General features: G+C 68.6%; 13 protein-coding genes. 5 read left to right on the forward strand and 8 right to left on the reverse strand.

Annotation, left to right across the window (positions count from 1 at the left end):
* Nucleotides 1-96: 96 nt before the first annotated feature.
* From AC1DK4_RS36160 to AC1DK4_RS36185, 6 genes are all read right to left on the reverse strand, one after another.
* Nucleotides 97-948: a MetQ/NlpA family ABC transporter substrate-binding protein gene (locus AC1DK4_RS36160; RefSeq protein ID WP_441622844.1), complete on the reverse strand. Its 852-nt coding sequence runs from the start codon at nucleotides 946-948 to the stop codon at nucleotides 97-99.
* A 92-nt stretch (nucleotides 949-1040) separates the two neighbouring features.
* A complete protein-coding gene (locus AC1DK4_RS36165) occupies nucleotides 1041-2495 on the reverse strand; it encodes an efflux transporter outer membrane subunit (RefSeq protein ID WP_441622846.1) in 1455 nt (484 codons plus the stop codon).
* Nucleotides 2492-3433: an efflux RND transporter periplasmic adaptor subunit gene (locus AC1DK4_RS36170; RefSeq protein ID WP_441622848.1), complete on the reverse strand. Its 942-nt coding sequence runs from the start codon at nucleotides 3431-3433 to the stop codon at nucleotides 2492-2494. The genes AC1DK4_RS36165 and AC1DK4_RS36170 overlap by 4 nt, the downstream gene beginning before the upstream one ends.
* Nucleotides 3430-3639, reverse strand: coding sequence for a DUF1656 domain-containing protein (locus AC1DK4_RS36175; RefSeq protein ID WP_441622850.1), 210 nt, complete (start codon nucleotides 3637-3639; stop codon nucleotides 3430-3432). The genes AC1DK4_RS36170 and AC1DK4_RS36175 overlap by 4 nt, the downstream gene beginning before the upstream one ends.
* A gap of 43 nt (nucleotides 3640-3682) precedes the next feature.
* Entirely contained in the window at nucleotides 3683-5764 is a 2082-nt protein-coding gene (locus tag AC1DK4_RS36180; protein ID WP_441622852.1) for an FUSC family protein, read from the reverse strand.
* 5 nt (nucleotides 5765-5769) lie between these two features.
* On the reverse strand, nucleotides 5770-6267 hold the full coding sequence (locus AC1DK4_RS36185; protein ID WP_441622854.1) for a MarR family winged helix-turn-helix transcriptional regulator: 498 nt from the start codon (nucleotides 6265-6267) through the stop codon (nucleotides 5770-5772).
* A gap of 270 nt (nucleotides 6268-6537) precedes the next feature.
* On the opposite strand from AC1DK4_RS36185, the gene AC1DK4_RS36190 reads away from it, so the two are divergent.
* The 3 genes from AC1DK4_RS36190 to AC1DK4_RS36200 all read left to right on the forward strand — a co-directional run bounded on the left by AC1DK4_RS36190 (nucleotide 6538) and on the right by AC1DK4_RS36200 (nucleotide 9267).
* Nucleotides 6538-7335 (forward strand): crotonase/enoyl-CoA hydratase family protein, encoded by a 798-nt coding sequence (locus AC1DK4_RS36190; RefSeq protein ID WP_441622856.1) that lies wholly within the window; start codon nucleotides 6538-6540, stop codon nucleotides 7333-7335.
* A 321-nt stretch (nucleotides 7336-7656) separates the two neighbouring features.
* Nucleotides 7657-8571, forward strand: coding sequence for a LysR family transcriptional regulator (locus AC1DK4_RS36195; RefSeq protein ID WP_441622858.1), 915 nt, complete (start codon nucleotides 7657-7659; stop codon nucleotides 8569-8571).
* A 219-nt stretch (nucleotides 8572-8790) separates the two neighbouring features.
* On the forward strand, nucleotides 8791-9267 hold the full coding sequence (locus AC1DK4_RS36200; protein WP_441622860.1) for a DUF302 domain-containing protein: 477 nt from the start codon (nucleotides 8791-8793) through the stop codon (nucleotides 9265-9267).
* A 114-nt stretch (nucleotides 9268-9381) separates the two neighbouring features.
* Here AC1DK4_RS36200 and madM read toward each other — a convergent pair whose 3' ends face one another.
* Complete coding sequence (gene madM / locus AC1DK4_RS36205) at nucleotides 9382-10158, reverse strand: malonate transporter subunit MadM (RefSeq protein ID WP_441622862.1); 777 nt, start codon at nucleotides 10156-10158, stop codon at nucleotides 9382-9384.
* A 13-nt stretch (nucleotides 10159-10171) separates the two neighbouring features.
* Nucleotides 10172-10582, reverse strand: a complete 411-nt coding sequence (madL, locus tag AC1DK4_RS36210; RefSeq protein ID WP_441622864.1) for a malonate transporter subunit MadL — start codon at nucleotides 10580-10582, stop codon at nucleotides 10172-10174.
* A gap of 475 nt (nucleotides 10583-11057) precedes the next feature.
* Here madL and mdcA point away from each other — a divergent pair, with 475 nt between their 5' ends.
* Both mdcA and AC1DK4_RS36220 read left to right on the forward strand, forming a co-directional pair.
* The gene (gene mdcA / locus AC1DK4_RS36215; protein WP_441622866.1) at nucleotides 11058-12716 is read left to right on the forward strand and encodes a malonate decarboxylase subunit alpha; all 1659 of its coding nucleotides are present in this window, start codon (nucleotides 11058-11060) and stop codon (nucleotides 12714-12716) included.
* Nucleotides 12716-13234 (forward strand): triphosphoribosyl-dephospho-CoA synthase (locus AC1DK4_RS36220; RefSeq protein WP_477132123.1); only part of this gene is annotated, 519 nt, incomplete at its 3' end. The genes mdcA and AC1DK4_RS36220, both read left to right, overlap by 1 nt.

The raw sequence follows: 13234 nt of genomic DNA on the forward strand, positions 1-13234 counted from the left end.
GCCGTGATCGGCACCAGCGGTGCCGGCCGCGCCAGGGCTAGCGGATAGCCCGTCCGGGGCCGCCCCGTTGCAGGGCAGCCCATCCATCCTGCAGCTTCAGAACGACGGCACCATGGCGCCCTTGAACTCGTTCTTCATGAACTGCCGTACTTCTTCCGACTGGTAGGCCGCCACCAGCTTCTTGACCCAGGGCTTGTCCTTGTCCTGCGTGCGCACGACGATGATGTTGGCGTACGGGCTGTGGATGTCTTCCAGCGCGATGGCATTGCGCAGCGGCTGCAGGCCTGCGGCCAGCGCGTAGTTGGTGTTGATCACCGCCGCCGCCACGTCGGGCAGCGCGCGCGCGAGCTGCGCCGCGTCGAGTTCGACGATCTTCACCTTCTTCGGGTTGTCGCTCACATCGAGCGGCGTGGCATTGACGCCGTTCGCGCCCGCGCCGGCCTTGAGCTTGATCACGCCCTGGGCCGCCAGCAGCAAGAGTGCGCGATTCTCATTGGAGGGATCGTTGGGCACGGCGATCTTCGCGCCCTGCGGCAGGTCCTTGGGTGACTTCAGCTTCTGCGAGTAGATGCCGAGCGGCGAGATATAGGTGTAGCCCACGCTGACCATCTTGTAGCCGCGCTGCTTGACCTGGCTGTCCAGATAGGGCTGGTGCTGGAAGCTGTTGGCGTCCAGGTCGCCAGCGTCGAGCGCGGCGTTGGGCTGCACATAGTCGTTGAATTCCACGACCTTGATATTGAGGCCTTCGCGCTTTGCCGCCTTCTGCACCACTTGCCAGACCTGGGCGTCCGGACCGCTCACGGTGCCCACGCGCAGGGTCTGTTCCTGTGCCACTGCGGCGCCCGATGCGGCGATGCCGAGCGCAGCGGCCGCGATGGCCAGGGTCTTGCGCAGCGAAGAGGAGGAAAGCGGGAAAGAATGCGAGATGGAGTGCGGGAAAGAAGTCATTGCAGTGTTCTACGTCGTAACCATTGGAGACTGGCCGGCCTGCATGCGATACGCGATGTGCGATGTGCGATACGCGATGCACGGCAAGCGGCTCAGTGCTCGCTCATTGTATGCGTTTCGACCTTCGGCGCGTCCTGCCAGCCACCGCCGAGCGCCAGGAACAGGTTGATCTGGTCCAGCGCGACCTGGCTTTCCGCCGCCGCCAGCGCGGCATCGGTGCTGGCCAGCGTGCGGTCGGCATCGAGGGTGTTCAGGTACGGCGAACGGCCGGCCTGGTAAAGCTGGCGGTTCTGCCGCGCCACCTCGCTGGCTTTGTCGCGCGCATCGCGCAATGCGGCGGCGCGCTCCAGTTCGCGCGTATAGCTGCTCAGCGCGGTCTGGGTCTCGCGCAACGCCTTGAGCACCACGCCGTCGAAATGCGCCAGCGCCGCCTCGGCGCCGGCCTCGGTGCCGTGGATGCGCGCGCGCGTGCCGCTGGTCGGGATGTTCCAGGTGATCAGCGGGCCGTAGCCCCAGTGCGCGGTGGGTGCCTGGCCGAGATGGTCCAGGATGCCGGTAAAGCCGGCCGACGCGCCGATACGGATGGACGGATAGAGATCCGCCGTGGCCACGCCGATCTTAGCGGTGGCCGAGGCCAGCTCGCGCTCGGCCTGGCGCACGTCGGGCCGGCGCTTGAGCAGCGCGGCGCCATCACCCACCGGCAGCGGCTGGCTCAGGTGCGGCTCTTCATGGCAGGCGTACTCCGCCTTCGACGCTTCGGTGGGCGGCTTGCCCAGCATCACCGCAAGGCGGTAGGCCGCGCCGTCCTGCTCGGCCTTGAAGCGCGGCAAGGCGGCGCGCAGCAAGTCGGCCTGGCCCTGGGCGCGCAGCAGATCGACCGGCTGGCCGCGACCGGCATCGACCAGCTTGCGCGCCAGTTCCACGCCGCGGTTTTGCAGGTCCAGCTGATGCTCGGCCACGGCGAGTTCGTGCGTGGCGGCGCAGCCCTGCACGTAGGCACGCACGGTCTCGGCCACCACGCCAACGCGGGCCTGGTCGAGCGCCGCGCCGCTGGCCTGCGCGCCGGCCAGCGCGGCTTCGTCGGCGCGCGCCAGCTTGCCAAAGAAGTCGATCAGGTAGGACACCCTGAAGCCGACATCGCCGAAGTTCATCACCGGGATCTTTTCTTCCTTGAGCAGCGGCTCGCCGGCGATCTGCCCGCGCTCGGCGCTGGCCGACAACCTGGCTTCCGGCAGGTTCTCGGCTTCCACTTCGTGATAGACCGCGATGGCGCGCTTGAGGTTGGCAGCCGCCACGCGCAGGTCGGTGTTGGCGACCAGCGCCTGCTGCACCAGCGCATCGAGTCTGGGATCGTCGTACAGGCGCCACCAGCCGTCCGGCACTTCGCCGACGGAGACGGCCGCGTTTTCCGAACCGATCAGCTTGCCGTTGGCCGCCGGCGCCTTGAGCGCGGCATTGTCCGGCACGCGGTAATCGGGGCCGACGGTGGTGCACGCGAACAGCAGCGGCACCAGGGCGGGCAGCAGGGCCAGGCGCAAGGTGTTCACTGCGCTGCTCCCTGGCTGGCCGCCGCCTTCACCGGCGTGGCCTTGCCATCATCCTGCACCCTGGCCTGCCGGCCCGGTTCGCGCACCGACACGGTGGCGGTACGGCCTGCCACCAGCCGCAAATCGGGCGGCGGCTCGTCCAGCACGATGCGCACCGGAATGCGCTGTGCCAGGCGGACCCAGTTGAAGGTCGGGTTCACGTTGGGCAGCAGGTTGGCGCCGTTGGTGCGGTCGCGGTCTTCGATACCCGCGGCAATGCTCTGCACGTGGCCGTGCAGCACGCGCGATTCACCCATGATGCGGATGTCGACCGGATTGCCGATATGGATGCCGTGCAGCTTGGTTTCCTCGAAATAGCCTTCCACGTGGAAGGAGTTCGAATCGACCAGCGACAGCACCGGGCGGCCGGTATTCACATAGTCCCCCAGGCGCGGCAGGCGGTCGTTGAGGTAGCCGTCCACCGGGCTGAGCACCACGGTGCGCTCGAGGTTGAGCCTGGCCAGGCTGACCGCGGCCTGCGCCTGCGCCAGCGCGGCCTCGCCGGCCTGCACCTTGGCCAGCCCTTCTTCCACCACTTCCTTGGACACCACCTCGGACAGGGTCTGGCTGCGCCGTGCCTCGCGGCGCGCCTGCGCCAGCGTGGCGCTGTGCGCGGCGGCCGTGGCCTGCGCCTGCTGCAATGCCAGCGCGAAGCGGTCGCGGTCGATCTCGAACAGGGGCTGGCCGCGCTTGACGAGCTGGTTGTCCTTGACCATGACCTTGGTCACCAGGCCCGATACGTCGGGCGCGATCTGCACCACGTCGGCGCGCACGTGGCCGTCGCGCGTCCATGGCGCGATCGTGTAGTAATCCCACAGGTGCTTGACGACGACCACCGCGACCGCGGTGACGACGAGGGTAAGGACGATAGGTCCGAGCGAACGAAGATTCAGTTTCATGACTGCAGCCGATACGCCAGGTAGACGACGCCACCCAGGACGATCACATAGAACGCCAGATTGAACAGCGACCGGTGCCAGACCAGCCGGTAAAAGCCCACGCGCGACAGCACGGCGCGCACGCAGGCGGTGATCAGGAAAGCCACCAGCATCCACGCCAGCAGGCTCGGGACAAACACGCCGTAGAGGTCGATCTCACCGCTCATTGCCGTTCGCCTCCTGCTTGGTAACCATTGTTCGCTTCCATGACTATTGTTGACCCTTGTCCGCTTCGCCCGCCGGGATGCCTGCCGGCGCGACGGCCGGCGGCGCGGCAAGCGGCGCCGCCGCGAACAGGGCCACATGCATCTCGACCAGGGCGGCGAAGGCCTCGCGCGAAGCCTGGTCGGCACGCGTGGCGACGGCCCGGATCGCCTTGGCCATGCGCTCGCGCAGCACCTGCGGCGGCGTGTTGGCACGGGCATCGAGACGCGCCTGGTAGTAGCTGGCCACGCCTTGCAGCACGCGCCCCACGGCATGCTGGTGCTCGGGCGCGAGGCCCGGCATCTCGCGCTGCAGTGCCAGCGTGCTCAGTTCCACCCGCACTTCGGAGAAGCCATCGCTGGACATCTCGTCTTCGCTGGCGGCCAGCCGCGGCACCAGTTGCGCCAGGCGGTCCAGCATGCGGGCGCGCAACTGGGCGTGCTCGCCCGGTTCGCGCCCGGTGGCGTTGCGCGCGATATCGTCCCAGCTGGCGCGAACCAGCCGGCGCGCCGCCACCTTGGTGCCGAACGGCCGCATCACCAGGGTCCACACCAGTGCGAACAGGATGCCTGCGATGCCGGCCACGTTGCCGTTGAAAAAGGCCTGGAAGTCCGCGCTGTACGCGCCCTGGATGCCGATATCGTTGGCCGTGATCACCGCCAGCGGCATGCCGATCAGGGCCAGCCGCGGCTGCGCCATCAGCACGCCGATCACCAGGTAGGGCGCGGAGAACATCATCACCAGCATCTCGAAGTCGTGCGCGTTGGGCAGCACGACGAACAGGTAGACGGTGGCGATCGCCAGGCACACCACGTTCCAGGTGAAGAAGGAGCGGATCTGCGGCGCGGGTTCATCCAGCGCGGCGAAGAAGCAGCACGAGATCGCGCCCAGTGCCACGGCGCCCGCGCCGTCCGCCCAGCCCGTCAGGATCCAGATCATGCCCATGCAGAAAATGGCGAGGGCCACGGTCACCGTGGAAAACAGCAGCATGCCGTGGTCGTAGTGGCGCGCGGCACCGACCTCCCAGCGCCGGAATGCCGGCGTCCACCCCGCATCGGGAGCCGTGCCGCCGACGCGGCCCTGCAGCGCGACGCAGTCCTGCCACAGCTCCATGAGCTCGCGCAGGCGCCCTTCGGCGGTGGCGGCCAGCGCATCGTGCCAGTCGGGCTCCGCCTGGCCGGGCGCGAGGCTGGCCTGCGCGTCTTCCATCGGCGCGGCCTGCGGCAACTCCAGCGCGGGCAGCGGCGCCCGCGCGCCGCCTTCGATCCACTTCGATACCCGCGCCATGTTCCGCGACAGCCGCTCCGGCACGCCGGCCGGATACTGGTGCAAGGCTTCCACCACCGCCGCCAGCGACGACAGCACCGGCAGCAGCATGGTCATGCGGCCGCGCAGTTCCTGCGCGTGCTTCACGCGCTCGGCGGTCTCGGTGTCGTAGGAAAGCTGGCTGATCAACTGGTCCAGCGCCAGGATGTCCGCTGCCAGCCGGTGCCGGCTGTGATGGCGCGAAACCTTGTCGGCAGCGTCCGCGCACAGCATGTCGGTCGCCCACAGCGCGGCATCGTTCAGCCACTGGGCCGTCTTCTCGCCCAGCACGGTGGACACCTTGGCCGGGAAGATGGTCGAGCCGACCACGCTCGCGCACAGGATGCCCAGGCAGATTTCCTCGGCGCGCGCCACCGCGAGATCGAAGACGCCGCCCGGGTCGTTCACCGCGGGCAAGGCCACCAGCGGCAAGGTATAGGCCGCCAGCATGAACACATAGCTGCGCGGCGTGCGATGCAGCAGTGCGATATAGAGCAGCACGCCGGTCCACAGCGCCACCGCCGCCATCAGCAGCGCCGGCGCGTTCACCAGGGGCGGCACCATCGCGATGGAGGCCGCCGCGCCGAGCAGCGTGCCCAGCACGCGGTAAAGCGCCTTGGAGCGCGTGGCGCCGGTGAGCGGATGCGCCACGATATAGACCGAGCCCATGGCCCAGTACGGGCGCGGCAGGCCCAGGTATAGCGCGAGAAACAATGCCAGCATGGCAGCGGCAAATGCTTTGAAGGAAAAGATCCAGTCTCTTCCGGTTGGCCAGCTGATCATTGCCTTCAGGACCCCGTGTTGCCGGAGGCGCCCGAAGTAGCCGACGAGGTCGACGAGGTCGACGAGGTCGCTGCGGCAGCGCGCGCCAGTGCGTCCAGGACACGCTGCGCGCCTTCGAAATCCCGCTCGCTGATGCCCGTGAACACCTCGGCGCGTACCTGCTTGAGGTCCACCTCGATCTTCGCGGCGAGTTCCTCGCCGGCGTCGGTCAGCCACAGCGCGTTGGCGCGGCGGTCGCTGGCGTCCACCTCGCGGCGCACCAGGCCCGCGGCGGAAAGCTGGTCGACCAGCCGTACCAGCGACGCGCCTTCCAGCCCCACGTAGTCGGCCAGCGTGACCTGGCGCACGCCACCGCCCAGGCGGCGGATAAACAACAAGGGCCCGGCGGCCGCGGCGGATATGCCATATGTGGTCACCGCGCCCTGGGAGATCTGGCGCCATTGGCGGCCGGCCAGCATGAGCTGGCCGGTGAAAGCGAAACGGAGGGCGTCGATAGCAGGCATGGGCGAATAATAGCAGGCAAATAGTTAGGTTGCAAACTATCATGCTGCGAATTATTCCGGACGCACCCACTGGTGTGCTGGTCTCAAGGCATGCGCCGCATTGCCGTCATTGCACCCGATCCGATATTCACGGCATATCGCTATCGTCAAATTTAATATTGGACACGTGTTGACGCGCGCCCTTAGCCTTTTGTAATAGAGCCGGCCATCGAACGCGTGAGCGGCGCCGCCGCATCGAGGCAACACAGAAAAAAGAACAAGGAGACCCGCATGACCAGCTTCCTGCGCTACGAGCAACAGGGCCATATCGTGACGCTGACCATGAACGATCCAGAGCGTCGCAACCCGCTCACCGGCAACACCGCCGTGGACGACTTCCTGGCGGCCATCGAGCGCATCCACCGTGACGGCAGCGTGCGTGCCGTGATCATTACCGGGGCCGGCACCGCGTTTTCGTCGGGCGGCAATATCCGCGACATGGAACGCCAGGCCTCGGGCCAGGTGCCCGGCATGGAGATCCGCCAGGACTACCGCTGCGGCATCCAGCGCCTGCCGCTGGCGCTGTTCAACCTGGAGGTGCCGGTGATCGCCGCCGTCAACGGCGCGGCCATGGGCGCGGGCCTGGACCTGGCCTGCATGTGCGATCTGCGCATCGCCTCCGAGCAGGCCCGGTTCGCCGAGAGCTTCGTCAAGCTCGGCATCATCCCCGGCGACGGCGGCGCCTGGCTGCTGCCGCGCATCATCGGCCTGTCGCGCGCGGCCGAACTCACCTTCACCGGCCAGGCCATCGACGCCCGCCAGGCCCTGGAATGGAACCTGGTCTCGCGCGTGGTGCCCGCGGAGCAGCTGCTGCCGGCCGCCAACGAACTGGCCGGGCGCATTGCCGCCAACCCGCCGCACGCGGTGCGGCTGGCCAAGCGCCTGATGCGCGAGGCAATGCACACGCGGCTGGATACCTTGCTGGAACTGTCGGCGGGATTCCAGGCGCTGTCCCACCAGACCGCGGATCACAAGGAGGCGGTGGCCGCGTTCCTGGAGAAGCGCACGCCGGTGTTCACAGGCAACTGAGCGGCCTGGCGGGGCGCCAGGCGTCCTGACGCCCCGCCCTCCGGCATCGGACACACCATTTGCACATCCTCGAGAACGCCATGCTCAACGGCGAAACCATCCGTCTCGACGGCGCAGTACGCATGACGCCGCGCTGAAGCGGGAACGGCCCGGCGGCACCACCGGCACGCCGGCCCTGCTGCACGCGCCCGACGACGGCGACGCCCTGCCCCGGCCGGACGGCAGGCGCGCGAGCGATCCGCCGCCGGCTGGCGTGGCCCGGCGCGAATCTGGTTATCATGGTCCGTTCGTCGCCACCGCACGCAGCAAGGCCGCCTCCCTATGCGAAACCGCATCAACGAAGAAATCACCTTCCGCAAGCTCGAAGTCCTGCTCGCCTACATGGAGGCCGGCAACCTGGCCAAGGCCGCCGAGGCGCTGGACGTGAGCACCGTCAGCGTGCACCGTGCGCTGCACTCGCTCGAGGAGGGCATGTGCTGCGCGCTGTTCCGCCACGAGGGCCGCAACCTGCTGCCCACCGAGGCCGCGCACGTGCTGGCCGAGGTGGCCACCGAGGTGATCAAGACCATGTCAGACGGCATCCGCTCCACGCGCGAGGCCGCCGGGTATTCGGCAGATCACCTCAAGATCGGCTCGCTCTATTCGCTGACGATCCGTACCGTGCCGGAGGTGGTGATCGGCATCAAGGTGCGGCGGCCCGCGCTGCAGGCCGAGCTGGTGCTGGGCTCCAACGCCGACCTGCTGTTCAAGCTCAAGCAGGGTGGCATCGACGCCGCGCTGATGGCCATGCCCGAGCCCGATCCGGATATCGAATCCATCCCCTTGTTCGAGGACGAGATCTACTTCGCGGCGCCGGCCGATTCGGCCTACGCGCGGCAGGCGTCGATCGACCTGCGCGCCTGCCGCGACGAATCCTTCGTCTCGCTCAGCGAAGGCTTCGTCACGTTCCAGGGCTTCCTGGAGGCCTTCCGCATCGCCGACTTCACGCCCAACGTAGTGATGAAGGTGGGCGATATCTTCTCGCTGATGAACCTGGTCAGCGGCGGCGTGGGCTACGCCCTGTTGCCGGGGCGCGTGCGCGACGTGCTGCCGCACAAGGTAGTGCTGATCCCGCTGTCCTCGCAGTACCGCTTGCGCCAGACCATCGGCCTGAGCTTCCTGCGCCGCCGCGAGCGCGATCCGAACCTGCTGGCGCTGGCGGCGGTGTGCCGCCTGGCGATGCGCCGGGAGGCATGACGCCGCCGGGCGGGCCCGCCTGGACGGCCCCGCCCGGCGGCCAGGGCAAGGCTGCCCTGGCCCGACTTCCTGGTCTGCGCCGGCACGGGCCGCCAACTTGAGACGAACGGGCATGTTATCGAGCCTGCCAGGCATCAACACCGCTGGCGGGCAGCCCTAGACTCCAGCCATCGATAGGCCCGGAGTGACCGAATGCCAGACCGACGAAATGCAGGCGCCGTGGCGCGCGCCCTGCGCACGACCCTTCTGACCGCTTTCTGGATGACATCTGCCATGACCGCTCACGCCGAACCGTCCGCAGGCCATCCGGCCGCGGTACTCACCCTGCAAAGCCGCTACGATTTCCAGACCACGATAGCGCGCTTCAAGGACACGCTGGCGGCACGCGGCGTGACCCTGTTTGCCGACATCGACCAGAGCGCGGCGGCGGCGGGCGCCGGGATGACCTTGCGGCCCACCCGCCTGCTGTTGTTCGGCAACCCCAAGGCGGGCACGCCGGTCATGGCGGCAAACCCGCACGCGGCGCTCGAGCTTCCGCTCAGGGCAGTGATCTGGGAAGACGAACAGCACGCCACGCACATCGACTATCAGGATGTGTCCGCAACCATCGATCGCCAGTACGGCATCGACCCTTCCCTGCTGGGCCCGCTGAAGCCGATACCCGCGCTGCTGCGCGGCATCGCCGGACAAGAATGAGCGCACACCATCAGCTGATCGTGCGGCCATAGCCTGCCGGCCCGCACAAGCGACACCGCCCGCCTCATCCCGGCGCCCCCGCCGGAGATGACGCGGGCGGCGGGCCGCCGCCACCTACCCCACCAGCGCCTTGGTCGCCAGGAACAGCAGCGACGGCCCCAGCAGGCAGCCCAGCCCGGTATGGAAAGTGGCCACCAGCGCACCATAGGGCACCAGGCGGCGGTCGGTCGCGGCAAGGCCGGCCGAGACACCGCTGACGGTACCCGCCAGCCCGCCGAACACCATGGCAGCGCGCGGATTGTTCAAGCCCAGGAAGCCTGCCGCCATGGGCGTGCCCACCATCACGATGATCGCCTTGATCAGCCCGGTGGCGATGCTCAGCGCGATCACGTCGGAACTGGCGCCGAGCGCCGCGCCGGTGACCGGACCCACGATGTAGGTCACCGCGCCGGCGCCGATGGTGGTCATGCTGACCGCGTCGCTGTAGCCGAAGGCGCGCGCCACGGCGGCACCCACGATAAACGGCAGGATGGTGCCCAGCAGCAGCGAGACCGCGCCCACCAGCCCTGCCTTGCGGGCTTCCGTCACCTGCACTTCGAAGGCGGTGGCGACGATGGCGAAATCGCGCAGCATGGCGCCGCCCATCAGGCCGATGCCGGAAAACAGCGTGATATCGGCCAGGCCCTTCTCCTTGCCGGTCACGATGCCGCCGTAGTAGGCGAGCACCAGGCCGATCACGATGGCGATGGCCGAGCCATGGATGCGCCCGAAGGTCAGCCAGCGCGACAGCCGCGAAGACAGCCACATGATGATGCCGACCGCGGCGAAGGCCGTGACCAGGCCGTTTTGCAGCAGGACGTTCTGGAGCAGATGGGAAAAAGAGTGCGGCATGATGGTCTACTCCTTAGTGCGCTGCGGGGCTGGGGGTTGCGTCGGGCGACTGCACGGGCGGTAGCGGCGCGTGGTCCCCGGTGCGGCTCAGCACGGCGATGCAGCAGGCCGACACCAGCACCGCGCCGAATGCCGCGATCAGCGCCACGGGTCCCCCGCGCAGGGCGGCGACCACGTTCTGCTGGGCCGCCATCGCCACGACCACCGGGATATACATCGCCCCCCAGAAGCCCACGCCGGCCTCGGTCTCCTTGGGCAGCAGGCCGCGCCCGTGCAGGTAGAGCCGTATCGAGATCAGCAGCAGCATGGCGATGCCCACGCCGCCGACATTGGCCTTCACGCCGATCGCGATGCCCAGCAATTCGCCCAGGTAGAGGCCGACGAGATGGCAGACCGCCAGCAAGGCGGTTCCGTAGATGATCATGGTGTTGTCTCCTGATGGCCTGTCGGCATATCCGCACGCAGGCCGTTTGTCAGTTTGCCGGTCGCCCCGCGGCGGGGACGGCTGGTGTGCCGGTGGCCGGGTGCATGCCCTGCACCCGTGGATGGCCCGGTATGGAATCAATCTAGGCAAGCTGACGCGGCGCATCAATCAAGGCCGCGTGTGAATCGTTAGCTTCAGATTAACGGCGGGCCACCCGCGCTTGCGTTGTCACGCCGCAGAGCGCGCGCGGGCCACGGGCCGGCCACGAATCGGCCGTGAACCGGCCGCAGGCAGGCCGGCGCAGCGCGAGCGCGCAGTGGCGTGCCGTCCTCCCGGCGCAGGGCGCGCCAGCCGTGCATGTCTGCCAGTCAACACTTACACCTGGAGTAACGATGCCGCGCGCAGCGTCATTGCTTACGGTGCGCGCGCTGCGTATCTTGGTCTCATCCACCGCATCAAGCACACCGGAGACGCAATGCCGAACCCCTCCACCGAACGCCAGTGGGACACCCGCCGCAGCGAAAAGCACCGGCGCCTCGCACGCGGTGCCGCCTTTGCCGGCGGCAAGGTCGTACCGACCGCCGATATCGTCCCCTTTCTCGAAGCCATCACCGCCCCGGGCGACCGCGTGGTGCTCGAAGGCAACAACCAGAAGCAGGCCGATTTCCTCTCTCGCTCGCTGGCCGAAGTGAACCCGGCCAAGGTAAACGGGCTGCACATGATCATCCCGAGCGTAAGCCGGGTGGAGCATCTCGACCTGTTCGAGCGCGGCATCGCGCACAAGCTGGACTTTGCCTTCGCCGGCGCGCAGAGCCTGCGCATCTCGCAGTTCCTCGAGGACGGCCAGCTCGAGGTGGGCGCCATCCACACCTATATCGAGCTGTACGCGCGGCTCTACGTGGACCTCACGCCCAACCTCGTGCTGATCGCCGGCTTCAAGGCCGACCGGGACGGCAACCTCTACACCGGCGCCAGCACCGAGGACACGCCGGCGCTGGTGGAAGCCGCCACCTTCCGCGACGGCATCGTGGTGGCCCAGGTCAACGAGATCGTGGACGACCCCGCCGGCCTGCCGCGCGTGGACATACCCGGTTCATGGATCGACTACGTGGTGCAGGCCGACAAGCCTTTCTTCTGCGAGCCGCTGTTCACGCGCGAYCCGCGCYTGATCAAGCCGGTGCACGTGCTGATGGCGATGATGGCGATCCGCGGCGTGTATGAGCGCCACAAGGTCCAGTCGCTCAACCACGGCATCGGCTTCAATACCGCCGCCATCGAACTGATCCTGCCCACCTATGGCGAGTCGCTCGGCCTCAAGGGCAAGATCTGCAAGTACTGGACGCTGAATCCGCACCCGTCGCTGATTCCCGCCATCGAATCCGGCTGGGTCGAAAGCGTGCACAGTTTCGGCAGCGAACTCGGCATGGAGAACTACGTGGCCGCCAGGCCCGACGTGTTCTTCACCGGCGCCGACGGTTCGCTGCGCTCCAACCGTGCCTTCTGCCAGCTGGCCGGCCAGTATGCGGTGGACCTGTTCATCGGCTCGACGCTGCAGATCGACGGCGACGGCCACTCGTCCACCGTCACGCGCGGGCGCCTCTCCGGCTTTGGCGGCGCTCCCAACATGGGCCACAACCCGGGCGGCCGGCGCCATCCCACGCCCGCGTGGCTGGACCTGATCGAGACTGACGACCCGCTCGCGCGCGGCCGCAAGCTGGTGGTGCAGATGGTGGAGACCTTCCAGGCCGGCGGCAAGCCGACCTTCGTCGAATCGCTCGATGCGGTGCAGGTGGCGAAGGACAGCGGCATGCCGCTCGCCCCGGTGATGATCTACGGCGACGACGTCACGCACGTGCTGACCGAGGAAGGCATCGCCTATCTCTACAAGGCACGCTCGATCGAGGAACGCCGCGCCATGCTGGCCGCGGTGGCCGGCGTCACGCCCATCGGCCTGCGCCACGAAACCAGCACCACGCGACGCATGCGCAGCGATGGCCTGATCGCGCTGCCCGAAGACCTGGGCGTGCAGCGCAGCCAGGCGACACGCTCGCTGCTGGCGGCCAAGAGCATGGCCGACCTGGTCGACTGGTCCGGCGGGCTGTACGAGCCGCCGGCACGCTTCAGGAGCTGGTGATGGCGAGCCCCGCGCTGCTGCTGCCCGTCGATGCCGGCTTCTCTCCCGCCGCCGTGCGGCTGGCCGACCTCGCCGTGGCCGCGCTGATCGACGAGGCCGCGCTGTCGCCCAAGCCCGGCCTGGTGGACAGCCGCGGCAACGGCGCCCATGACGACCTGAGCCTCGCGCTGATGTGCCGCTCCGCGCGGGCGCTGCATCCCGCCTTCGCGGCCATGGCCRCGGCCGGCCTGCAGGCCGCGCAGCCCGGCGTGGCGCTGCGCGAGCAGCTGGGCGCGCTTGGCCGCGAGGCCGAGGCGGCGATGATGCGCGCCACCGGCGGCGTCAATACGCACCGCGGCGCCATCTGGAGCCTGGGCCTGCTGCTGGGCGCGGCGGGCTGGCACCAGCAGGCGCGCACGCCGCACGGCGCGCACGAGGTGGCGCGCACCGCCGGCGCCGTCGCGCGCCTGCCGGACCGCCACCGTCCCGCGCGCACCGGCCACAAGGGCGAGCGCGCCTGCCTGCACTACGGCGTGAGC

The organism is Cupriavidus sp. 05N38 (assembly GCF_056397345.1).